Raw genomic sequence first — 23,607 nt, 5'->3', positions numbered from 1 at the left:
GCGGGGTGCCGTATGCAGTTGCTGTCCACCTTCATTACCAAGTTTCTGTTCGTGATGGCGGCGCTGCTGCCGATCATGAACCCGCCCGGCCTGGTGCCCATCTTCATCTCGATGACGGCGCGCAACACGCCCCAGCAGCGGCGCTACCTGGCGCGGCGCATCGCCGTCTATTGCGCGCTATTGTTGATCGGCAGCATGTTCGTCGGCGGCTATGTGCTGTCTTTCTTCGGCGTGTCGCTGCCAGTGGTGCAGATGTCCGGCGGCCTGCTGATCACCTTCGCCGCCTGGCGGATGCTGAACGACACGCCGGCCGAATCCAGCCAGCCGTCTGCCGAACAGGCCAGGGTGGACAGCCAGGCCGAGCTCAAACAACGGGCTTTCTATCCGCTGACCTTTCCGTTGACGGTGGGGCCGGGTTCGGTATCGGTAGCGATCACCATCGGTGCCACGCTCACCGGAAGCGGCAAGGGCCTGGTGCGCTTTGTGATCAGCCCTGTCGCGGGGCTGTGCGCGGTGCTGGTATGCAGCACCCTGGTCTATCTGTGCTACGCCAACGCCGACAAGCTGCTGCGTTACCTGGGCCAGACCGGCTCGGTGGTGTTCCTGCGGCTGTCCGCCTTCATCCTGCTGTGTCTGGGCGTGCAGATCATGTGGGACGGTTTCGGCGAGCTGGCCAGCCAGTGGCTGCGCGACAACGCCGCATTGCTGGGGTAGTCCCGCAAAATGCGTTTCGGGTGAGGATGGCGTTGCGTTTATTGATTTGAGGCAAAGAGGCCGGCGGGGGATGCGCGCAGACTGAGTTCATACCAAGTCCATTCATGGAGACGGACAATGAGCACGAGCGCTTTCTTCATCCCCTCGCTGAATCTGATGGGCGCGGGCTGTCTGCAACAAGCGGTGGATACCATGCGCGGGCACGGCTTCCGCCGCGCGCTGATCGTCACTGATCAGGGCCTGGTCAAGGCGGGCTTGGCCGGCAAGGTGGCCGACATGTTGGGCAAAGCCGACATCGAGCCGGTGGTTTTCGACGGCGTCCATCCCAACCCCAGTTGCGCCAACGTCAACGCCGGCCTCGCGCTGCTGCGGGAAAAGCGGTGCGACGTGGTGGTGTCGCTGGGCGGCGGCTCGCCGCACGATTGCGCCAAGGGCATCGCGCTGGTGGCGGTGAACGGCGGCAAGATCCAGGACTACGAAGGCGTGGACAAGTCCGCCAAGCCCCAGCTGCCGCTGGTGGCGATCAACACCACCGCCGGCACCGCGTCCGAGATGACCCGCTTCTGCATCATCACCGACGAATCCCGCCATATCAAAATGGCCATCGTCGACAAGCACACCACGCCCATTCTGTCGGTCAACGATCCGGAAACCATGGCCGGCATGCCGGCCTCCTTGACCGCAGCCACCGGCATGGACGCGTTGACCCACGCGGTGGAGGCTTACGTGTCCACCATCGCCACGCCCATCACCGACGCCTGCGCGCTGAAGGCCGTCGAGCTGATCGCCGGCTTTCTGCGTCGCGCCGTGGCGGATGGCAAAGACATGGAGGCGCGCGAGCAAATGGCCTACGCCCAGTTCCTGGCCGGCATGGCCTTCAACAACGCGTCCTTGGGCTATGTGCATGCGATGGCGCATCAGCTGGGCGGCTTCTACGACCTGCCGCATGGCGTGTGCAACGCCGTGTTGCTGCCGCACGTGCAGGCTTTCAACGCGGCGGTGGCTGGCGAGCGCTTGGCCGACGTGGCGCTGGCGCTGGGCGAGAAAACCCGCGGGGCCGAGGCGGCCATCGCGGCGATCAAGCGTCTGTCGGCGGATGTGGGAATCCCGACGGGGCTGAAAGAGCTGGGCGTGAAAGAGGAGGATATTCCAACCTTGGCCGACAACGCGTTGAAGGATGCCTGCGGCCTGACCAATCCGCGCAAGGGCAGTCATGCGGATGTCTGCGCGATCTTCCGCGCGGCGTTATAGCAGTGCCAGAGGCAGCGATGCCTGAATAGCCGGGCGATGGCCCGGCAGGCGGGGCGGCGGTAAGTCGCCTCGCCGACGCGGATTTTTTTTAATTTTATGTATCGTATTGCGATATTTTTATGAGAAGCTATGCAGGCGAAGAACATTGGAGAGCCGCAATTCGCGAGTGAAACAGGATAAAGGGTGACAATCATGGGAATCGAAATTCGTTTGGTGCAGGTGGATGGGTGCCGCAAGCCTCCGGCAGGCGCTTTCTTGGTGGACGGCAAGTGGCCCAGGGGGCTGCCGCGCTCGGCGCTGGCGGCCGGGCATTGGTTGCCTCGAGTGATGCCGACCGACGAACTGGTGGCGTGGATGCGGTATCAGCCGCTGCGCTGGTCCACTTTCTGCGACATCTACTGGTCGGACATGGGCAATAATCCGGGCCGCTGGCTGCCCTTGCTGCGGACGATGGAGCAGGGCGAACTGGTGCTGCTGCACAGCGGTGAGGCCGACGAGCATAGCCCGGTGAAAGCGCTGGAATCCTTCCTGACGCAGCGCTACCGGGAAAGGCAAGCCGAGACGGCATGAGCGGCGCGGCTTCTGTGCCCCGGCTGCAATGGAGTAGACTGCCATGCCTTACCTCATGGCATTGAAGTGACGGCATGACACTTAGCAAGGAAGATTTCGAACGCCTGGCGGACTTTCGCTACCGTTTGCGCCGTTTTCTGCGTTTCAGCGAGGATTTGGCGCAGGATAACGGCATCACGCCGCTGCAGTACCAGTTGCTGTTGCAATTGAAAGGCTACCCGGGGCGCAACTGGGCCACGGTGGCGGAGTTGGCCGAGCGGCTGCAGTCCCATCATCACAGCGTGGTGGGACTGGTCAGCCGTTGCGAGAGCCAGCAACTGGTGCGGCGGCAGCCGGGCAGGGAAGATAGGCGCTGCGTGGAGGTGCATTTGCAGGAGAAGGGCGAGCAGCTGGTCGCCCGGCTGGCCGGCGCGCACCGAGACGAGCTGCTGGCCTTGCAGGATCACGGCGGCCATTTGTCGCTGGACTTGCTGTTGCAGGTCAAGCGGCAGCTGCAGCCGCCGGAAGCGCTGGGCTAGGGCAAATAGCGGCCCGGGCAATTGCATATGGCTTGACGGCATTTAGCGAACCCGCCGTTTTCAGGCAAGATGTCGGGAAGCGGCCCGCCATGGAGCGGGCTGAAACAAAGAGAGAATCATCATGGCATCCGACGCGCCGCACCCGACCCTGCATCCCGAAACCCTGGCCATCCGCGCCGGCCGGGAAACCAGCCAGTTCAACGAGCACAGCCAAGGGCTGTTCCTCACCTCCAGCTTCACCTATGAATCCGCCGCCCAGGCCGCCGCGATGTTCCTGGGCGAGATCGACGGCTATACCTATTCGCGCTTCACCAACCCCACGGTCGCGGCGTTCCAGCAGCGGCTGGCGCAAATGGAAGGCGGCGAGCGCGCCATCGCCACCGCGACCGGCATGGCGGCGATCCAGGCCATCATGATGACCCTGCTGCAGGCAGGCGACCATATCGTGTCCTCGCAAAGCCTGTTCGGCTCCACCACCAATCTGTTCGCCAACCAGCTGTCCAAGTTCGGCGTGACCACAAGCTTTGTCGACGCGCGCGATCTGTCGGCCTGGCGGGAGGCTTTGCGGCCCAATACCAAGCTGCTGTTCCTGGAGACGCCGTCCAATCCGTTGACCGAGGTGGCCGACATCCAGGCCATCGCCGATATCGCCCATGCCCATGGCGCGCTGTTGGTGGTGGACAACAGCTTCTGTTCCCCGGCCTTGCAGCAGCCTTTGCGCTTCGGCGCCGATCTGGTCATGCATTCCGCCACCAAGTTTCTGGATGGGCATGGCCGGGTGATGGGCGGCGCGGTGGTGGGAAGCGACAAGCTGATCGAGCAGATCTATCTGCACGTGCGCGCCGCCGGGCCGTCGCTGGCGCCGTTCAATGCCTGGACCCTGTTGTCCGGCATGGAGACGCTGCATCTGCGCATGGAGAAACACAGCGCCAACGCGCTGGAACTGGCGCGCTGGCTGGAGGCGCGGCCCCATGTCGAGCGTGTCTACTACCCCGGCCTGGAGAGCCATCCGCAGCATGATTTGGCTCTCCGCCAGCAAAAGAGCGGCGGCGCGGTGGTGTCCTTCGTGGTCAAGGGAGGGCGCGAGGCGGCTTGGAAGGTGGTGGACGCTGTCCAGGTGATTTCCCGCACCGCCAATCTGGGCGATGTGAAAACCACCATCACGCATCCCGCCAGCACCACCCACGCTCGAGTGACCCCGGAGGCGCGAGAGCGGGCGGGCATAGTGGAGGGCCTGTTGCGCATCAGCGTCGGCCTGGAAAATGTGCGGGACCTCGAGCAAGATCTGTCGCGAGGCCTTGACTAAGCGCTTTTAACGCGTGTTTCATTCAAACGGCAGTCTAAAATATGGACTGCCGTTTTTCGTGTGCCCTGGGAGATGGGTGGCTAGGCGAGCTGAGCATGCCTTGACATCGATCAAGTTAAAACGTAAGTTTGAAACGCTTGTTCGAAAGCAGAGATGAGCAAGACCAAATCACAAAACACAACAAAGGCACTGGAGATCATGGAGGGAAACCGTCCCGATACCGCAACCCGCATCCTCGACGTCGCTGAGCGTCTGTTCGTGGAGCACGGCTTCGAGGCGACTTCCTTGCGCATGATCACCCAGCAGGCCGAGGTGAATCTGGCCGCGGTGAACTATCACTTCGGCTCCAAGGATGCGTTGTTCGAATCCGTGTTTCTGCGCAGGCTGGCGCCCTTGCTGGAAGACTGCCTGGCGGAACTGGATACGCTGGAGGCGGCGGAAGGCGACTTGCCGTTGGAACAGCTCGTGCTGTCCTTCATACGGCCCTGTCTAGCCTTGTCCAAGGACCCGTCGCGCGGCGGCGCCATGTTCGTGCGCCTGCTGTCTCGGACCCTGGTGGAAAACCACCGCCTGTTGCGAGAGACCATTTCGCAGCAATACAGTGTGTTCGTGCAACGCTATACCAGCGCTTTCCAACGCGCGCTGCCTGACCTGGAGTCCGAACAGCTCGCCTGGCGCATGCACCTCGCCTTCAGCGTCATGTTCAACGCCTTCGCCGGCAACGATGTGCTGAAAATCTTCACGCGCAGCCAGATCGTTACCGCGCGGGATCCGGACATGATCGTCAAATACCTGGTGCCTTTCGTGATTGCCGGTCTGGTCTCGCCCATCGAAAGCTGATTCCCCACCGCCGGCCGATAACAATATCAAGGCGGCGAGTGTGGAGCTGAGGGGTCAACACGAGGGTAAACACAATGATTGCTGCCATTCTTCTGGTCGCGCTGCTAGGCGCGCTGGCTTACTTCGCCGCGCCGGTGCTGGCTTGGACCGTCGCTATCGCCGCCTGGCTGGCCGCGCTTCAATTCGTCTTCCACTGTCCGGTGCCTGTCGCCGTGTGGACGGTGTTCGCCGTTGTCGCGGCGGTGCTCAATATCGCGCCGCTGCGCCGCGCCGTATTCACTGGTCCGGTGTTCGGCGTGTTCAAGAAAATCACTCCGGCGATGTCGCAGACCGAGCAGGAGGCGATCAATGCCGGCACCGTCTGGTGGGATCGCGACCTGTTTTCCGGCAAGCCGGATTACAGCCGCCTGCTGTCCTTTCCGGATCCGAAGCTGACGCCGGAAGAACAGGCCTTCCTGGATGGCCCGACCGAGCAGCTGTGCGCGATGATCGACGACTGGAAGATCACCCATGAGCTGAAAGACTTGCCGCCCGAAGTGTGGCAGTTCATCAAGGATCACGGCTTCCTGGGCATGATCGTCAAAAAGAAATACGGCGGCCTGGAGTTCTCCAACTACGCCCACGCCAAGGTGGTGACCAAGATCGCCACCCGCGGCGGCACGGCGGCGGTGTCGGTGATGGTGCCGAACTCGCTCGGCCCGGGAGAGTTGCTGCAGCACTATGGCACGGAAGAACAGAAGGACTACTATCTGCCGCGTCTGGCCAAGGGCGTGGAAGTGCCGTGTTTCGCGCTGACCAGCCCTTACGCAGGCTCCGATGCCGGCGCCATTCCGGATTACGGCGTGGTCTGCCGCGGCTCCTACACTCATCCGCGCACTGGCGAACACTTCGAGAACGTGCTGGGCGTGCGCGTCAGCTGGGAAAAGCGCTGGATCACGCTGGCGCCTGTCGCCACCATACTCGGCCTGGCGTTCAAGATGTACGACCCGGAGCATCTGCTGGGCGACAAGGAGGAAATCGGCATCACCTGCGCGCTGGTTCCGACTGAGCACGGTGGCGTTGAGATCGGCCGTCGCCACTTCCCGGGCGGCTCCGCCTTCATGAACGGCCCGACCTGGGGCAAGGACGTGTTCATCCCGCTGGACTGGATCATCGGCGGCCGCGAATACGCCGGCCAGGGCTGGCGCATGCTGGTGGAGTGCCTGTCCGTCGGCCGTTGCATCTCCTTGCCGGCGATGTCCGTCGCCTGCGGCAAGTTGACCACTTACACCACCGGCGCCTTTGCCCGCATCCGCGACCAGTTCGGGCTGCCCATCGGCAAGTTCGAAGGCGTGGATGAGGCGATGGCCCGCATCGGCGGCTTCACTTACCAGATGGAGGCGTCGCAGGATCTGGCGCTGACCGCGCTCGACAGTGGCGAGAAGCCATCGGTGCTGTCCGCCATCCTGAAGTACCACAACACCGAGCGCATGCGCAAAACGCTGAACGACGCGATGGACGTGCACGGCGGCAAGACCGTGGTGCTGGGCCCGCGCAACTATCTGGCGCGCGGCTACCAGGCCATTCCCATCGGCATCACGGTGGAAGGCGCCAATATCCTGACCCGTTCGATGATCATCTACGGCCAGGGCGCCATCCGTTGCCACCCGTTCGTGTTGCGCGAAATGAAGTCGGCGATGGCTAATGACGGCGTCGAATTCGACAAGGCGATCACCGGCCACATCAATTTCGTGATCAGCAACTTCGTGCGTTCGTTGTGGCTGGGCCTGACCGGGGCTTGCCTCGCATCCAGTCCGAAGGGCGGCGCCACGTCGGCATATTACAAGCGGGTCACCCGCTTCTCCAGCGCCTTCGCGCTGCTGTCCGACATGGCCATGTTCAGTCTGGGAGGCTCGCTGAAGTTCCGCGAGAAGCTGTCCGCCCGCTTGGGCGACATGCTGTCCGGCCTGTACATCGCCACGGCCTCGCTGAAGCGCTTCGAGCGCGACGGTGCGCCGAAGGAAGACATCGCCGTGATGAGCTGGGCTGTGGAAAACGCGCTGTACGACGTGCAAGTGGCGATGGACGGCTTCCTGGCGAACCTGCCCAATCGCGGCTTGGCCTGGGTGCTGCGCCGCGTCATCTTCCCGTGGGGCCTGACGCTGAAGCCGGCGTCCGACCGCGTGGGCACCAAGGTGGCGCGCGCGATGATGGAGCCGGGCGCGACCCGCGACCGCCTGACCCACGGCATGTACGTGCCGAAGGAAGAGGGCGATGCCGTGGGCGTGCTGGGCCACGCGCTGAACGCCATCCTGGCTACGGAGCCGGTGGAACAGAAGCTGCGCAAGCTGGCGCGCGACGGCAAGTTCAAGACCATCACCGCGCGCGAGCGACTGGCCGAGGCATTGCAGATCGGCCTGATCAATCAGGAAGAGTTCGATGCCGTCACCCGCGCCCGCAAGCTCAAGCGCGACGTGATCATGGTGGACGACTTCGACAAGAAGCTGGAGCAGCATGACGAAGAATTGCTGCAGCGCCTGATTTTCTAAGCCAGTCAACGTGGTACCATGCGCCGGATGCCGCTGGCATTCGGCGCCATTCAAAGCGGCTGCCGGCTCGGCGGCCGTTTCGAATGGCGCGATACAAGCCCGGAAAGGGCGGGAGAAGCAGAGATGGAACAGCAAGAAAGCCGCATCCCGGTGTTGAGGGTGAGGGCCTTGCCCACCAGCACCAACGCTTACGGCAGGGTGCAGGCGGGCTGGCTGATGAGCCAGATCGACATGGCGGGCAGTCTGGACGCCGAAAGGCTGTCGCGGGGGCCGGTGACCACGGTGGCGGTCAACGCTTTCCAGTTCGCCGCGCCCATCATGCTGGGCGACGTGGTGGACATGTATGTGGAGCGGCTGCGAATCGGGCAGAAATCCATCACGCTGAAAATATCGGTGGAGGCGGAGCGCATGGATGGGGCGCATGTGCGCATCACCGAGGTGATCGCCACTTTCGTGGCGGTGGACCGCGAGGGCAAGTCCAGATTGCTGGGCGACGCCTAGCCGAAATACGGTGGCGGAAACAAATTGTTGTGGAAATGTTGCATTAAACGAACGTTTGGAACAAAAGCTCTGATATCTGGTTGGAATGCTCTAATTCTCTGGTAGCATCGATGATGATGCGGTCATTGGCCGGGTCATCGTTAATGAAAAAACTTATAGCAAGCTACAGAGAGGGAAGCATGAAGCTCAAGCATCTCAGCCTGTCCGTGATGATCATGGGCACCGCGCTCGGTCTGGCATCGACTCAGGCTGCGGCCTCGGGTTATCAGTTCGGCTCGCAGAGCGTCTCCGGCCAGGGCACCGCCCACGCCAACGGCGCCGAAGCCAACGATCCTTCCACCATCTTCACCAACCCGGCTGGCTTGTCGCGGTTGGACGGCACCCAATTGGCGATCGGCGCGACGCTGGTCGTGCCCCATTCTGAATATACCGACAATGGCTCGGTCACAACTGGCAACTTCGCCGCCATCGGCATTCCCTCGCGCGCTACCGGCGGAGGCAATGGCGGCACTTTCGCTCCTAAAGCCGTAGCGGCGCCCACATTTTATCTTTCCCGCAAGATCAACGACAAAATAACGGCAGGTGTCGGTATTTTCGTGCCTTATGGCGCCAAGCTGGATTATGGGTTCGATTGGGCTGGCAGATACGCGCTGAAGAGCGTCAACCTGCAATCATTGAATATCAACCCCTCCATGTCGTTCAAGCTGGATGATCGTCATTCGTTCGGCTTCGGCGTGTCTGCCCAATACATGAAGGCCACACTGGAGCAGATGGCGGATTCCACTACGGGTTTGAACGCCGGGATCTACAGCGCGGCTTATAAGCAGGCGATTCTGGGTGGGGCGTCCGCCGCGGTTGCCGATGCAACGGGCAAGGGCGCGGTTGCGCTCGCCGGAATCAAGGGCGATGGCCTGGCGCATGTAGAGGGAGATGACTGGGGGTTCGGCTGGAATGTCGGCTACATGTTCCAGCTGGACGAAAATACCCGTTTCGGTTTGGCCTATCGTTCCAGCGTCAAGCAAACCCTGCAGGGTTCATCGACCTGGACTTTCGATAATGTCACCGGAGTGATTCCCGGTTCGGCCACCACGCCGGCGCAAGCTGCGAAAGCCAAGCACCCGAATGCTTCCGCGTCCGTGGATGTGACCACGCCAGAAACGGTTTCCGCGAATTTCTTCCACCAGTTGAATCCCAAGGTAGCCTTGATGGGCGACGTTACCTGGGTGCGCAACTCCCGGCTGAAACAGCTGAACATCAAACAGTCAGTGGTCAATGGCACCGTGCAAGGCGACCTGGTTCTGCATCAGAACTGGAAGGATACCTGGCGTCTTTCGCTCGGATCAAACTACCAGTTGAACGATTCCTGGATGTTGCGCGGCGGCGTGGCCTGGGAGCAGTCTCCGGTTCAGTCGGACAATGATCGCCATCCCGCGCTGCCGGATAGCGATCGTCTGTGGTTGTCGCTGGGAGCCAATTACAAGATCAGCAAGCAAAGTTCCATTGATCTGGCTTACAGCTTCATCGATTTCAAGAATGCCTCCATGAACTACACCGACGCATGTGATCCCACGGGTCAGAGCGGTACTTGCACCGGCAACGGCGGCACAGTCAAGGGCAGCTACAAGACCTATCTGCAGCTGATCGGCGTGCAATACAACTACCGTTTCTAAGCGGCGGCATGCCGTTGTGAGGCTGGTTCGGGGCGGACGCGGAAGCGTCCGCCCCGTTGGTTTTGGCCGATGTTTCGCGGGTGTTGCGCTCGCGCCAGCGCCGCATGCGTTTTTTTTACAAAACCTGCTTTGATTTTGCCCAAAATGGGTTAGACTAATCCGACATAAAAGCGAGTGTTTGATATTTTATCTGCGCGCGCGATGGCCGCTGTCAAGACTCGATCGGAGGCGATGGCGGTCCCGGCCGGAACAACAGCGAATATCGCCGGTCGTTTCTATCAAGCAGTACCCCGGCGCCGCGCCCGTCTCAGCCGGCGCGAAACCGGGCAAGGACGATTCAACGCCCGTCCTTGGAAGCAAGCAGGACAGGTTGAGAGGGGCCTGTCTCATGTGTGTTTCAACAAAACGAGGAAACCATGTCTCAAACCAAATTCAACGTACGCAAGGTTGCCGTGCTCGGCGCTGGCGTGATGGGCGCGCAGATCGCCGCGCATCTGGTTAACGCCAAAGTGCCGACCATTCTGTTCGACCTGCCGGCCAAGGAAGGCGACAAGAACGGCATCGCGCTGAAGGCCATCGAGGGCTTGAAGAAGCTGAAGCCTTCGCCGCTGGCCGGCGCAGACGTGGTTGCCCACATCCAGCCCGCCAACTACGACGACCATCTGCATCTGCTGAAAGACTGCGATCTGGTGATCGAGGCCATCGCCGAACGCATGGACTGGAAGGTGGACCTGTACCACAAGGTGGCGCCGCACCTGGGCGAGCACACCATCTTCGCGACGAACACTTCCGGCCTGTCCATCAACAAGCTGGCCGAAGGCTGCCCGGACGCGGTGCGCCCGCGCTTCTGCGGCGTGCACTTCTTCAACCCGCCGCGCTATATGCACCTGGTTGAAATCATTCCCTGCGTGACTTCCGACGCCCACATCCTGGACAACTTGGAACGCTTCCTGGTGTCCACCCTGGGCAAGGGCGTAGTGCGCGCCAAGGACACCCCGAACTTCGTGGCGAACCGCATCGGCGTGTTCTCGATGCTGGCCACCATCGCCAACGCCGCCAAGTACGGCATCCGCTTCGACGTGGTGGACGATCTGACCGGCCCGCGCCTGGGCCGTCCGAAGTCCGCCACCTTCCGCACCGCCGACGTGGTGGGCCTGGACACCTTCGCCCACGTGGTGAAGACCATGCAAGACACGCTGCCGCAAGACCCGTGGCACAGCCTGTTCGCCACGCCTGACTGGATGCAAGGCCTGATCTCGGCTGGCGCGCTGGGTTCCAAAACCAAGGCCGGCATCTACAAGAAAGACGGCAAGCGTATGCTGGTGCTGGACCCGGCCAAGGGCGAGTACGTGGGCTCCGGCGAGAAGGGCGACGACGCGGTCAAGGACATCCTGAAGATCGCCAATCCGGCCGAAAAATTCCAGAAGCTGCGCGAGAGCCAGCATCCGCAGGCGCAATTCCTGTGGGCCTGCTTCCGCGACGTGTTCCACTACATCTCCTTCCATCTGGGCGACATCGCCAACTGCGCGCGCGACGTGGACTTCGCCATTCGCTGGGGTTTCGGCTGGTCCTCCGGCCCGTTCGAAACCTGGCAAGCCGCAGGCTGGCAGCAAGTGGCCAAGTGGCTGCAGGAAGACATCGCCGCCGGCAAGACCCTGGCCAAGGCCGAGCTGCCGAGCTGGGTGCTGGAAGGCGACCGCGCCGGCGTGCATTTCGCCGATGGCTCCTACAATGCCGCCGACAAGAAACTGGTGGGCCGCTCGACCCTGGACGTTTACCAGCGTCAACTGGCCCCGGCCAAGGTGCTGGGCGAGAAGTCCGAGCAACTGGGCGAAACCGTGTTCGAGAACGAAGGCGTGCGCGCCTTCACCACTGGCGACGAGGTGCTGGTGGTGTCGTTCAAATCCAAGGCCCACGCCATCGGCCCGGCCGTGCTGGACGGCCTGAACACCGCGCTGGACATCGCCGAGGACCGCTTCAAGGGTCTGGTGATCTGGCAAACCGAAGAGCCGTTCTCCGTCGGCGCCGACCTGCAGTCCATGATGCCGGCCTTCATGATGGGCGACTGGGATGCCATCGATTCCATGATCGGCCGCTTCCAATCCACCGCCCTGCGCCTGCGCTACAGCCAAATCCCGACCATCGCCGCGACCCAGGGCTATGTCTTCGGCGGCGGCTGCGAGTTCGCCATGCACTGCGACAAGACCGTGGCCGCGCTGGAATCCTACGTCGGCCTGGTGGAAGTGGGCGTCGGCCTGCTGCCGGGCGGCGGCGGCTGCAAGGAGTTCGCGCTGCGCGCCGCTCAGGAGGCTAAGGGCGATGTGCTGGCCGCGCTGAAGGACTACTTCATGAACATCGCCACTGCCAAGGTCGCCACCAGCGGCGTGGAAGCGCAAGAGCTGGGCTTCTTCCGCAAGGGCGATTCCGTGGTGTTCAACGCTTATGAACTGCTCTATGTCGCAAAGCAGCAGGCGCTGGCGTTGGCCGAATCCGGCTACCGTCCGCCGCTGAAAGTGAAGGGCTTCCCGGTTGCCGGCCGTGCCGGCGCGGCGTCGATCAAGGGCCAGTTGGTGAATATGCTGGAAGGCAACTTCATCAGCCAGCACGATTTCTTCATCGCCTCGCAGATCGCCGACGTGATGACCGGCGGCGATGTTGAAGCCGGCACCCTGGTCAACGAGCAATGGATTCTGGACCTGGAGCGCAAGGCCTTCATGACCCTGCTGAAGAACTCCAAGACCCAGGACCGCATCGCGAACATGCTGACCACCGGCAAGCCGCTGCGCAACTAAGTGCTTGGGGATGATTCTGCTGCGCGTGCCGATCTCAAGGCTGTGATGCTCGCCGTACCACTTGTACGGCTGCGCTTCTCGCCTTGACCTCAGCCCGCTCGCTGCGAATCCTCCCGCAAGCACGGCCAATAGCCAGATGATAGGTCGGTTGATTTCTACAGTTTGGATCAGCCGGCCGACAGGAGAATCGAAAATGAGCAAACAAGTACAAGAAGCTTACATCGTCGCCGCCACCCGCACCCCGGTGGGCAAGGCGCCGCGCGGCATGATGCGCCATGTGCGCCCGGACGACATGCTGGCGCATGTGATCACCGGCGCATTGGCCCAGGTGCCGAATCTGGACCCGAAACTGATTTCCGACTGCGTGGTGGGTTGCGCCTTCCCGGAAGCGGAGCAGGGCCTGAACATGGCGCGCATCGGCGTGCTGCTGGCCGGCCTGCCCAACACCGTGGGCGGCATCACCATCAACCGCTACTGCTCGTCCGGCATCAACGCCGTGCAGATGGCGGCCGACCGCATCCGCCTGGGCGAAGCCGACGTGGTGATCGCGGCGGGTTCCGAATCGATGTCCCTGGTGCCGATGATGGGCAACAAGGTGTCGTTGAATCCGGAAATTTTCGCCAAGGACGAAAACTACGGCATCGCCTACGGCATGGGCCTGACCGCTGAAAAAGTGGCACAGCAATGGGGCGTGTCGCGCGAAGATCAGGACGCGTTCGCGGTGGAATCCCACCGCCGCGCGCTGGCGGCCATCGACGGCGGCAAGTTCAAGAACGAAATCACCCCGCTGGAAGCGACCTACCGCACGCCGAATCTGGAAACCGGCGAAGTGGTGGTGAAGAAGCGCGTGCTGGACACCGACGAAGGCCCGCGCCGCGAGACTTCGCTGGAAGGCCTGGCCAAGCTGAAAACCGTATTCGACGCCAAGGGCTCCGTCACCGCCGGCAACTCCTCGCAGATGTCCGACGGCGCCGGCGCGGTGATCCTGGTGTCCGAGCGGGTGCTGAAGGAGTTCAACCTTACGCCGCTGGCTCGCTACGTGACCTTCTCGGTCAAGGGCGTGCCGCCGGAAATCATGGGCATCGGTCCCAAGGAGGCCATCCCGGCCGCGCTGGCTCAGGCCGGCCTGAAGCAGGACGATCTGAAGTGGATCGAGTTGAACGAAGCCTTCGCCGCCCAGGCGCTGGCGGTCATTCGCGATCTGAATCTGGATGCGTCCAAGGTGAATCCGCATGGCGGCGCCATCGCGCTGGGCCACCCGCTGGGTGCCACCGGCGCCATCCGTACCGCCACGCTGGTGCACGGCATGCGCGGCGCCGGCCTGAAGGGCCATGGCATGGTGACGATGTGCATCGGCACCGGCATGGGCGCGGCGGGCATCATCGAAGTGCTGTAAGCACGCGATTTTGGTTGTAGTCGGTTCAACGCCACAGCATGTGCTGTGGCGTTTTTCTTTGCCTGTAGAGCCGGATGCGGGTGTGGCCGGCGGTTTGCGCCGCTGTCCGCCAAATGTTGAGCCGGTTCGGGAGGCATCTCGTTGGTGTTGGCATGGCTGCGGATGCGATGCGCACCGGCGGTGAGGCGTTTGGCTTTCTGCAGCGGAGGAGAGGCTGCCGCAAGGGCTGAAAGATGAAAAACGGCCCCGGAGATTCCGGGGCCGTCCTTGTGCGCGAAGAGGATTTCCGTTTATTCGATCTGCTTGTCGTTGCTGGCCAGCTCCAGCTGAGCCTTCTTCACTCGCTTGTCGGCGGACAGCTTTTGCTGCAGCGCCAACAGGTCGGCCTGGGCCGGCGCGTTGAAGATGACGATGCTGGCGGTGCGATAGCGCACGGTCAGGTTGTGGTCGCGGGCGACAGCAGCCTCATCCTGCGGCGATGCCAGCTGCACCAGCACGGTGCCGCTGACGACGGACGGCACCAGCTGCTTCGACGCCTGCACCACGTCGCCGCGCTTCAGCGAAGGCGCGGATACGCCGGTGCTGCGGGCGGAAGCGTTGAACTTGGACTGCGGAACCTGCTTGTAGTAGGTCTTGCCGTTGATCACCACGGCCTGGCCGGCCGGCTTGGCCAGAAAGGAGGGCTCGGCGGCCTGGCTGTGGACGGCCAGGGTCAAGAGGGCGAGGGGGAAGAGTCGGGTGATCAGTTTCATGCTGCGCTCCGGTGGCCGAAGAAGCGGATCGACCACGATTTCAGTTTACCTTCCGCGTTAGGCAGGGAGTAGGTGGTGTTGGCGCCGGTCGAGCGGTTGCGGATGACGTATTGGTAATCGGCGCCGTTGGTGTCGATCACGCGCAAACGCCATTGGCCCTTGGCCTGCTCGCCGTAGAACTGGTTGGACAACAGGCGCTGCTGGTTCAGGCCATAAGTTTCCGCCACCAGGGCAGTGCGCGGCGACAGCAGCACAGAGCGGGTGCCGGACGGAGAGATCAGCTCCACCGCTAGGTCGTTGGCGCGGCCGTGCTCGGCGTCCACCAGGACCTGCACGGCTTCCACGGTCAGGTCGGACGGCTGATTGAACACGCTTTCCACGCCGCTCTCGTTGGCGTCGGGAATGGCGGCCTGGACCGGGATGGTTTCCCAGCGGGTCTTCTTCAGCGGCGGCAGCGGCTTGTTGTAGAACAGAGCCTTTTCCACGGCCTTGTCGACGTTGATCAGGCCGAAACCATAGAACTGGTGGAAGGGCAGGCCTGCGGCGTTCTTTTGCCAGCCGGGGATCGCCTGGTAGCTATGCGCGCCTCCGCTCTTGTCCTTGAACGCCAGAGTCACGCCCGGATTCGCCGCATCCACTTGGCGAGCGGTGGTGATCAGGATGTGGCGCACATCTCGCGCGGACAGGGCCGGGTTGGCCGACATCACCACGGCGAAAGAGCCGGAGGTGGACGGCGCGGCCGACGAGGTGCCGTTCATGATGCCGTTGTAGTCGCAATTGGGGTCCAGCGCGGTGCCGCCATGCAGGCCGTTGGAGGTGTTGCCGGCCACGTTGTAGCCCCGGGCGCAGCCGGACAGGTCGGTAGTGACCATGGCCGGGGAGTCGGTGCCGTATTCGCCGCCGGGCGCGGTGAGCAGCACGTTGGCCCCGACCGACGAGTACGAGGAGCGGACGCCGTCGGCGTTCAGCGCCGACACCACCACGTTCCAGTAGTTGTTGTTGTCGGCGGTCAGGTTGGAGTCTTGCACCGGCAGGCCGTTATTGCCTTGGTAGCCCAGAAGCGATTCGGTTTGGCTCAGACGGAAGGAGTTGTAGGCGTTGCCGGCCGATTTGACGAAGATTGCCCCGCGGCCCCAATGGCTGTTGCGGCTGATGTCTTCGTAGGTTTCCTCCTCGGTTTTCAGCTCAATGTCCTGATCCGGATTGGCGGGCACCGAGGTGAGGGTGGAGGAGCCGTAGCTCTGGTTGAATACGCGGGCGTCGGTGAAGGCTTCCAGCGAGCCGCCATTGGGTTTCTTGCCATGTGCCAGCAGCCAGCCGTCCAGCGTCTGGTTCAGCAGCCAGTTGAAACCTTTGAGGCCTGCGGAAGGGGCGATGCCGCGGCCGCCGATGCCATTGAAGGCCACTGCGGCGGCGATGCCGGACACCGCGGTGCCATGGCCGTTTTCCCCGGACGCGGGGGTCGGATCGTTGCTGCCGTCAACCAGGTTTTTCGAACCCGGAACGATATTGGCTGCCAAGTCGGGGTGCTTGATTTCCAGGCCGTCGTCGATCACTGCGATCGTGACGCCCAGTCCGCGGATGCCGCGCACATGGCTGAAGCCGAGATTGAGATCGATGCCTTTGACGCCGCCTCGCTTGGAGAAAGCGTTTTGGCCAGTGTTTTTCAGGAACCATTGTTGGTTGGCCAGGGGGTCGCCCGGCAGCTGCGGAATGCTGCGTTCCGCGGTTGGGGCGGCATGACTGGCCATGGAAGCCAGAGCCAGCACGACAGCACTGCTGGTGATGCGAACTCGCATGATTGAGATCCTCTATTTGCCTTTGTGTTTTGCGGCTGTTGCCGTTTGAGGATCATATTTGTAAATTTTTATTGCGCAAATATCTTTTTGTCATATTATCTTCGCATGAAAGAATTTACAGTTTGGATGATCGCCGGACAAAAAGAAGCCGGCCTTGCATGGCAAGGCCGGCTGTGGGCCAGTGTGTCGGCTGGACTGTTCCCGCGTACAGGTTCAGTCCATCTTGGCCAGCGTGTCGAAATTACTGTGGCTGCAATCCTCAAACTCCTGCTGCGGCGCCTTCAGCTTGATCTGATAGGATTTGCCCTGCGCGCTTAGCACTAGCTGTTTGTCGTCCGCCATTAAGGTTTTGGGCATCAGGAACCAGCGCTGGCCTTTGCGGGAGTTGGGTTGGGTGATGTAAATCGCAGTGAAGGGGGGGCTGTCCGGTTGAGCGGGGTCAAGCAATGATACGCCGACCGGCGTTTGCCCCAGGATTTCTATGCCGACCTTGGTGCCGTTGTTCTGGCGTAAAATGCGCCTGATCACGCCCAGGAGCGGGGGGTGGCTCTCGGTCTTCACCAGGATCAGCCGGCCGATCGACAGTTGGTCTACGGTTTTCCCGATGAAGGTCAGTCCCATGCCGGTGCTGCTGATATCATTGATGCGCCAGTCGTCGCTGCGCTCGGAATCCAGGCCGCCGACGTCTTGCACCTTGATGTGAAAGGCGACCCGGTCGAAGCCTATGGAGACTTGGGCGCTGGACGAGTGCAGCGAGCGTTCGGATTTGCGCAGCGATTTGCCGCCGTCGTTGGACCAGCGGATCGCCAGCTTTTCGCACAGCTCCGACCATTCCTCGCGTTCCAGCTCGCAACCTAGCGCGGCCAACTGGGACGGGATGCGGGTGTCAAGGTCGAACATCAGGTCGGCCAGACGGGTGGATATCTCGTAGGATGACCAGTAGCGATGCCATTTTCCGGCCATGCCGCGCAGCATGGGCTGCGGCGGCTCGGGCATGGACAGGTTGTAGACGAAAATCGGCGTTTCGGTCGGAGGCTGCTTTTCCAGCGGGATCTGATTGCAGAGCAGCATCAGCAACTGGTCGACCGCGACGATTTCCTTGTGCAGCATGTTTTCGGTCTGGGCCATATGCAGCATGCCGGCCTGGATCAGCAGATGCTCGCAGCTGACTTCCTGGTGTGAGTCGGGATAGAGCGCGACGGGCGTGCGGGCGAAGCCGGATTCTTCCGCGTGAGTGTAGAAGCGGAAACCCTGCTGCCAGGCGTTGCCTTCCGGCTTCAGGTAGCGCAGCGCGTTCCAGGCCAGCAGTCGCATCTGGTGATGCAGGCCGCGGGCGGTGACCAATTGCTGCTCGGGCTCGGCTATCTGGTTAGGTGCGCCGCGGCAGAGCCGCAGGCAAATTTGGTAGGCGCTGGCCAGTTCGTGCCAATAGGCGAGAATGGTGGGCAGGTAGCCTTTGCTGCCGCCTTTCGAATGGAGGTAGTCCTGGCAGAGCTGATGATGGATGCCGGCGGCTTTGTCGTCGACGTAGAGCAGCGTTTTGACACGCTCCTTCAACGACATTTCCGGATCGGCGTTGATTTTGGATACGGCCTTGATGATTTCCACCAAGGCGGTAAAGTATTCTGCCTGCGGCAGATCGCGAACCAACAGGGTCGCCGATTGCGCCACGCCGGATGCCGGCGTGTTCTTGCTTAAAAGTGAGCTGACCAGGGATTTGAAGTCGAACATTGAACCAGGTTTCGGGATTGGGGATTTATGTTCACACTTATATGTCACTCTATCTTACGTCACGCTTTGACGCTGGTGAAACCATAATCGCAAATTTATCGGGCATGCCTAAAAGCAAGATTTTTTCTTATCATCGTCTGGCCGCGGCTTTGTGTTCGGCTGGACTGTTTGTTTCGACAGCTACGGCGGCGGAAAGTGCGACGCAAGTGCCTGAAGGCGTTGGCGTTGTTCTGGGCGGCGGCGGGGCGCGGGGCTTCGCCCATCTGGGGGTGTTGAAGGAGCTGGAGCGGCTGCGGATACCTGTGGCATGCATAGCAGGCACCAGCGCTGGAGCCCTGATTGGTGGTATTTACGCCAATGGCCTGCCGCTGGATGAGATGGAGCGCGAGTTCAATGCGGCGGACTGGGACCAGATGCTGTCCGGCAAGCCAGTCCGCTCCGAGATTCCCTATGACCGCAAGCGCAACGATTACAAAAACTATGCCGATATCAGCATCGGCGTGAAGCATGGCGCGCTGCGGGTGCCGCGCAGCGCGATCAATTCCCAGGGCATCGAGCTTTATATCCACAAATTGACGCGCGACCGTGACATCGACAGTTTCGACAAGCTGCCCATCCCGTTCCGCGCGGTGGCGGCGGACTTGCTGACCGGCGACGCGGTGGTGTTCGACAAGGGCTCGCTGTCGCGCGCGCTTCGGGCCAGCATGGCGGTGCCGGGCGTGTTCGACCTGGTGGAGGAAGATGGCAAGCTGCTGGTGGATGGCCTGATTGCCCGCAATGTGCCGGTGCAGGACGTCAAGGGCCGCTGCGCGCAGCATGTGATCGTGGTGGATGTGAGCACCCCATTGCTGAAGGCTGACGAAATCCACACCCTGTTCGATGTCGTCGACCAGAGCTCCAATCTGGCGGTGATGCGCAACGTGCGCGAGCAGATGAAGTTGCTGGACAAGCAGGACATCGTGGTTAGGCCGGACTTGAGCGGCTACACCACATCCTCCTTCGCGGATCATCAGGCCATTGTGGACCGGGGAACAGAGGCCGCGCGCAATATGGCCAAGCAGCTGTCGGCGTACTCGGTGTCCGAAGAGGCGTACGCGGCCTGGAAAAGCCGCTTGCGCAGGCCGCACTATCCGGTGCTGGACGAAGTGAGGGTGGAGGGCAAGGATGGCGACTTCACCAAGGTCTCCACGTTGCAGAAATCGCTGACTTTCCCAGGCCACTCGATTCCGGTTGGGGAAGCGCGCCAGCGGCTGGCCGACATCTTCACCGGCGGCGAATACGATAAGCTCGGCTACCGGGTGGACAACGTATCCGGCCGCAATGTGATGACGGTCATGCCGGTAGAACGGGGCATAGGTCAGAATACGCTGCGTTTCGGCTTGAATTTGAATAGCGATACGCCTGGCAGCAGCAATTTCACCCTGCGCGCCTCGCATGAGTGGGATGCGATCAACAGTGCGGGCGGCGCCTGGCGCAACGAGGTGGCGATAGGCTACCAGCGCGCCATCAACTCGGAGTTCTACCAGCCGCTGTGGCGGAACAGCCCGCTGTTCGTCGCAGCGTCGCTGGGCGCGCAGCAGAAGCAGTATCGATACTTCAATGAGGACCACACCGTATTGTCGACGCTGAACGACAATGTCATCGGCGGCCAGGTGAACCTCGGCGTCGCGTTGGGCAAGTACGGCGAATGGCGGTTGGGCATGTATCGGGAAATGAATCAGCTGACGATGGCGCAGGGCCTGCCATTGCTGGACCCCGACGAGAGCAATCGTTCCCGCGATGTGGGCGTGCAGACTCGTCTGGTGATCGATCAGTTCGACAATCCGCGCTGGCCGCGCTCGGGCTATTTCTTCAGCGGCAAAATCCAGATGGGCATGCCGGGCCTGGGCAGCGACCTTGACCAGCAGGCTTATGATGTCGTAGGCGAAACCGCTCACACCTATGGCGACTTTACCGCGCGATTTACATTAAAGGCTAGCGGGGATCGGACCAAGAGCGTGCCCCAGTCTCTGGGCGGCTTTCTCAATCTGACGGGTTATCAGAATGGCGAATTGCTGGCGGATAGAGTGGCGCTGGCCAGGTTGATGGTGTATTGGCGGGCGGCTTCGCTGCCGCCGGTATTGGGCTCTGGTGTCTATGCCGGCGTGTCGGTTGAGGGCGGACGCTTGTGGGGACAGAACACCCTGTTCGATTTGCAGAGCAACCGAGAGGGGCGTTGGATTCCGGCCGGTTCCATGTTCCTGGGCGCGGACACGTTTCTGGGGCCATTTTTCGTCGGCGTCGGTACCGCGAGGGGAGGACAATTGAGCGGCTACATCTATCTGGGCGTCGACTACTGAGGCGAGTTGTGTTCATTTCCCCGCGTGGACTGTAGCGTAGCTGGACTGTCCTTTGGTATGGATTTGTTCAGTCTGTAGGACAAACGTTTGAATTAGATATGGCTTTTGCCTGACGCATGATCTATCCCGGTATGGGCCGCCGTTTGGCGGCCCTTCATCACACGATATAACGGGAGAGATAATGAAACAGCTGTTGTCGCGCAGTGCCTTCCTTCTCGCCTTGCTATTGTTGCCGCTCGTCGCGGCGCAGGCGTCATCGGGCTATACCCAGACCCGCTATCCCATCGTATTGGTGCACGGCCTGTTCGGTTTCGGCCAGGTGCTGGGCGTCGATTACTTCTACCGCGTGCCTGCGGCGCTGAAGGAGGACGGCGCCCAGGTGTTCGTGGCGGAAGTGTCCGCCACCGGCAGCAATGAGGCGCGCGGCGAGCAGTTGCTGCAGCAGGTGCAGCGCATCCTGGCCATCACCGGCGCGCAGAAGGTGAATCTGATCGGCCACAGCCAGGGCGCGCCCACCGCTCGCTACGTGGCGGGCGTGCGCCCGGATCTGGTGGCTTCGGTCACCACGGTCGGCGGCGTCAACAAGGGGTCGGTCGTGGCGGACATCGTGCGCGGCGTCGCGCCTCCGGGATCGATCAGCGAAGCCGTCGCCGCCGCCGTGACGGGTGCGTTTGTCAAGGTGCTGGCCTTCTTCTCCGGCACCAGCGGCCTGCCGCAGCATCCGGTAGACGCGCTCAATTCGCTGACCACGGCAGGCTCGATGGCTTTCAGCGCCAAGTTCCCCGGCGGCGTGCCCCGCACGGCTTGCGGCGAGGGCGATTACGAGGCTGGCGGCGTCCGTTATTATTCTTGGACCGGGGCGGCCACCACTACCAACGTTCTCGATCCGCTGACCATCCCGATGGGCGTGCTGGGTCTCGCCTTCGGCTCCGCGCCGTCGGATGGCCTGGTGGGCGTGTGCTCCGCCCACCTGGGGCAGGTGATCCGCGACGACTACAAGATGAACCACGTCAACGAGATCAACCAGAGCTTTGGCCTGGTCAGCCTGTTCGAGGTGAGTCCGGTCTCGCTGTACCGCCAGCAGGCCAATCGCCTGAAGAACGCGGGGCTGTGACATGCGCCGCCTCGGCTTGACCCTGGCGGCATCCGGCGCCGCGCTGCTGGCCTGGTGGGCTTGGCCGGACGGCGAGCATGCCGAAGCCGCGGCAGCCCGGCAAGCCGCGCGCGGCGGCTTTGCGCCATCGCTGGTCGGCACCCGGCCGGACGGCGCGGCGGCGCAGTCGGCGGACCGGTTGGTCGTGAACCAGCGACTGCGCCAGCTGTTCGATTATTACCTGGCCACGCTGGGCGAGCGCGATCTCGCCGCCATACGCGCCGAACTGCGGCGGGAGCTGGGGCGCACGCTTAGCGTCGGCGCGCTGGAGCAAGCCATGGCGCTGTTCGAGCGTTATGTCGGCTACAAGCGTTCGTTGGCTGGCCGGCAGGCGGCGGCCGCCACGGATTTGTCGCGCCGTTTGGAACTGGTGCAAACCGCCAGGAGGCAATTTTTCAGCCAGGCCGAGTTGGAAGGCTTGTTTGGCGATGAGGACCGCTACGATGATTTCACCGCCAAGCGGCTGGCGATCGAGTCCAACCCGGCGCTGAGCGCCGCCGAGAGGCAACGCCGCATCGCAGAGCTGGAGCGGCGGTTGCCGCCGGCGTTGAGGGCGGCGAGGGAGGAACCGGTCAAGCATCTGCGTCTGGCGGAGGCTGAGGAGAAGCTGAAACGGAGCGGAGAGGGCGCCCAGGCGATGTATCAGCTGCGCGCCGGCATGGTGGGGCAGGCGGCGGCAGACCGCTTGGACGAACTGGATCGGGAGCAGGCCGGCTGGCAGGAGCGGCTGGATGGCTTCAAGCGCGAGCGGGCGGCCATTCTCGGCGATGGCCGCCTGAGCGCTCAGCAACGGCAGCAAGCTGTCGCCCAGTTGCAGTCGCGGCGTTTTTCGCCGCAAGAAGCGCTGCGGCTGCCGGCATATCTGCCAAATTGATCGATGCGGGGAACGGAACAGGCGTCCTTTGGGACGCCTGTTTTTCGTAGCGAGGCTTCGCTCAGGATTGGGCGAAGAACAGCCGGCCCAGCGCCTCGCCAGGATCGGATTCTCGCATGAAGGCTTCTCCCACCAGAAAACTATGCACGCCGCTGGCCTGCATCAGGCGCACGTCCTCAATGGTGGCGATGCCGCTCTCGGTGACGGCGATGCGGCCGTCGGTGATGCGCGGCAGCAGCTTCAGCGTGGTGGCCAGGCTCACTTCGAAGGTGCGCAGGTTGCGATTGTTGACGCCCACCAGCTCCGTCTTCAACTGCAGGGCGGCATCCAGCTCCTCTTCGTTGTGCACCTCCACCAGCACCGCCATACCCAGCTCATGGGCCAGGGCTTCGAGCGCTGTCATCTTCTCCAGCTCCAACGCGGCGGCGATCAGCAGAATGCAGTCGGCGCCCATCGCGCGGGCTTCGTAGACCTGATATTCGTCGACGATGAAGTCCTTGCGCAGCGCCGGCAGATGACAGGCGTCGCGGGCGGCCTCCAGATAACTGGCGTCGCCCTGGAAGTATTGCCGGTCGGTAAGCACCGACAAGCAGGCCGCGCCGTTGGCGGCATAGCGCTCGGCGATGGCGGCCGGCTGGAAGTCTGCGCGGATCACGCCCTTGCTGGGGCTGGCCTTCTTGATCTCGGCGATGACGGCCGCCTTGCCCAGCGCATGCTTGGCGCGGATGGCGGCGACGAAGTCGCGGCGGTCGCCTCGCGCCTCTGCGTCGGCCCGCACCGCGGCGAGCGGCCGGCTGGCCAGCGCGGCGGCGATTTCCTGATGTTTGGTGGCGATGATGGTGTTGAGAATGTCGGACATGCTGGCTTCTATGT

18 protein-coding genes are annotated in these 23,607 nt (G+C 62.5%); 14 read left to right on the top strand and 4 right to left on the bottom strand.

What is annotated here, in order from left to right:
• The first annotated feature begins 12 nt into the window (after positions 1–12).
• The 11 genes from DK842_RS20575 to DK842_RS20525 all read left to right on the top strand — a co-directional run bounded on the left by DK842_RS20575 (position 13) and on the right by DK842_RS20525 (position 14,086).
• Positions 13–714, top strand: a complete 702-nt coding sequence (locus DK842_RS20575; RefSeq protein WP_114063140.1) for a MarC family protein — start codon at positions 13–15, stop codon at positions 712–714.
• A 117-nt stretch (positions 715–831) separates the two neighbouring features.
• Positions 832–1,965, top strand: a complete 1,134-nt coding sequence (yiaY, locus tag DK842_RS20570) for an L-threonine dehydrogenase (protein ID WP_114063139.1) — start codon at positions 832–834, stop codon at positions 1,963–1,965.
• A 192-nt stretch (positions 1,966–2,157) separates the two neighbouring features.
• Positions 2,158–2,535, top strand: coding sequence for a DUF488 domain-containing protein (locus DK842_RS20565; protein WP_114063138.1), 378 nt, complete (start codon positions 2,158–2,160; stop codon positions 2,533–2,535).
• Between the two features lie 74 nt (positions 2,536–2,609).
• Positions 2,610–3,053, top strand: a complete 444-nt coding sequence (locus DK842_RS20560; RefSeq protein WP_114063137.1) for a MarR family transcriptional regulator — start codon at positions 2,610–2,612, stop codon at positions 3,051–3,053.
• A gap of 121 nt (positions 3,054–3,174) precedes the next feature.
• Positions 3,175–4,359: an O-succinylhomoserine sulfhydrylase gene (locus tag DK842_RS20555; RefSeq protein ID WP_114063136.1), complete on the top strand. Its 1,185-nt coding sequence runs from the start codon at positions 3,175–3,177 to the stop codon at positions 4,357–4,359.
• 198 nt (positions 4,360–4,557) lie between these two features.
• Positions 4,558–5,199 (top strand): TetR/AcrR family transcriptional regulator, encoded by a 642-nt coding sequence (locus DK842_RS20550; protein WP_114063135.1) that lies wholly within the window; start codon positions 4,558–4,560, stop codon positions 5,197–5,199.
• 74 nt (positions 5,200–5,273) lie between these two features.
• Positions 5,274–7,727: an acyl-CoA dehydrogenase gene (locus DK842_RS20545; protein ID WP_114063134.1), complete on the top strand. Its 2,454-nt coding sequence runs from the start codon at positions 5,274–5,276 to the stop codon at positions 7,725–7,727.
• 123 nt (positions 7,728–7,850) lie between these two features.
• Positions 7,851–8,228 carry an acyl-CoA thioesterase gene (locus tag DK842_RS20540; protein WP_114063837.1) on the top strand — a complete coding sequence of 126 codons (378 nt, stop codon included), beginning with the start codon at positions 7,851–7,853 and terminating at the stop codon, positions 8,226–8,228.
• 179 nt (positions 8,229–8,407) lie between these two features.
• Positions 8,408–9,898: an OmpP1/FadL family transporter gene (locus DK842_RS20535; protein WP_114063133.1), complete on the top strand. Its 1,491-nt coding sequence runs from the start codon at positions 8,408–8,410 to the stop codon at positions 9,896–9,898.
• A gap of 416 nt (positions 9,899–10,314) precedes the next feature.
• On the top strand, positions 10,315–12,690 hold the full coding sequence (locus DK842_RS20530) for a 3-hydroxyacyl-CoA dehydrogenase/enoyl-CoA hydratase family protein (RefSeq protein WP_114063132.1): 2,376 nt from the start codon (positions 10,315–10,317) through the stop codon (positions 12,688–12,690).
• Positions 12,691–12,883: 193 nt separating this feature from the next.
• A complete protein-coding gene (locus tag DK842_RS20525) occupies positions 12,884–14,086 on the top strand; it encodes an acetyl-CoA C-acyltransferase (protein WP_114063131.1) in 1,203 nt (400 codons plus the stop codon).
• 290 nt (positions 14,087–14,376) lie between these two features.
• Here the strand turns inward: DK842_RS20525 and DK842_RS20520 are convergent, their stop codons facing one another.
• The 3 genes from DK842_RS20520 to DK842_RS20510 form a co-directional block, all read right to left on the bottom strand.
• Positions 14,377–14,838 (bottom strand): hypothetical protein, encoded by a 462-nt coding sequence (locus tag DK842_RS20520; protein ID WP_145964107.1) that lies wholly within the window; start codon positions 14,836–14,838, stop codon positions 14,377–14,379.
• Positions 14,835–16,637, bottom strand: a complete 1,803-nt coding sequence (locus DK842_RS20515; protein WP_232538543.1) for a S8 family serine peptidase — start codon at positions 16,635–16,637, stop codon at positions 14,835–14,837. Before DK842_RS20515 ends, DK842_RS20520 begins: the two co-directional genes overlap by 4 nt.
• 213 nt (positions 16,638–16,850) lie before the next feature.
• Positions 16,851–18,368: a PilZ domain-containing protein gene (locus DK842_RS20510; protein WP_114063128.1), complete on the bottom strand. Its 1,518-nt coding sequence runs from the start codon at positions 18,366–18,368 to the stop codon at positions 16,851–16,853.
• Between the two features lie 206 nt (positions 18,369–18,574).
• On the opposite strand from DK842_RS20510, the gene DK842_RS20505 reads away from it, so the two are divergent.
• From DK842_RS20505 to DK842_RS20495, 3 genes are all read left to right on the top strand, one after another.
• Positions 18,575–20,707 carry a patatin-like phospholipase family protein gene (locus DK842_RS20505; protein ID WP_168194944.1) on the top strand — a complete coding sequence of 711 codons (2,133 nt, stop codon included), beginning with the start codon at positions 18,575–18,577 and terminating at the stop codon, positions 20,705–20,707.
• 181 nt (positions 20,708–20,888) lie between these two features.
• Positions 20,889–21,821 carry an esterase/lipase family protein gene (locus DK842_RS20500; protein WP_114063126.1) on the top strand — a complete coding sequence of 311 codons (933 nt, stop codon included), beginning with the start codon at positions 20,889–20,891 and terminating at the stop codon, positions 21,819–21,821.
• Between the two features lies 1 nt (position 21,822).
• Positions 21,823–22,734 carry a lipase secretion chaperone gene (locus tag DK842_RS20495; RefSeq protein WP_114063125.1) on the top strand — a complete coding sequence of 304 codons (912 nt, stop codon included), beginning with the start codon at positions 21,823–21,825 and terminating at the stop codon, positions 22,732–22,734.
• 61 nt (positions 22,735–22,795) lie between these two features.
• Here the strand turns inward: DK842_RS20495 and trpC are convergent, their stop codons facing one another.
• Positions 22,796–23,593 (bottom strand): indole-3-glycerol phosphate synthase TrpC, encoded by a 798-nt coding sequence (trpC, locus tag DK842_RS20490; protein ID WP_114063124.1) that lies wholly within the window; start codon positions 23,591–23,593, stop codon positions 22,796–22,798.
• Positions 23,594–23,607 lie beyond the last annotated feature (14 nt).

Origin of the sequence: Chromobacterium phragmitis, assembly GCF_003325475.1 — a bacterium.
In the GTDB taxonomy this organism is placed as follows: Bacteria; Pseudomonadota; Gammaproteobacteria; order Burkholderiales; family Chromobacteriaceae; genus Chromobacterium; species Chromobacterium phragmitis.
Note: the sequence above shows the minus strand (reverse complement) of the source record. Positions and strands in the feature narration are given on the sequence as shown.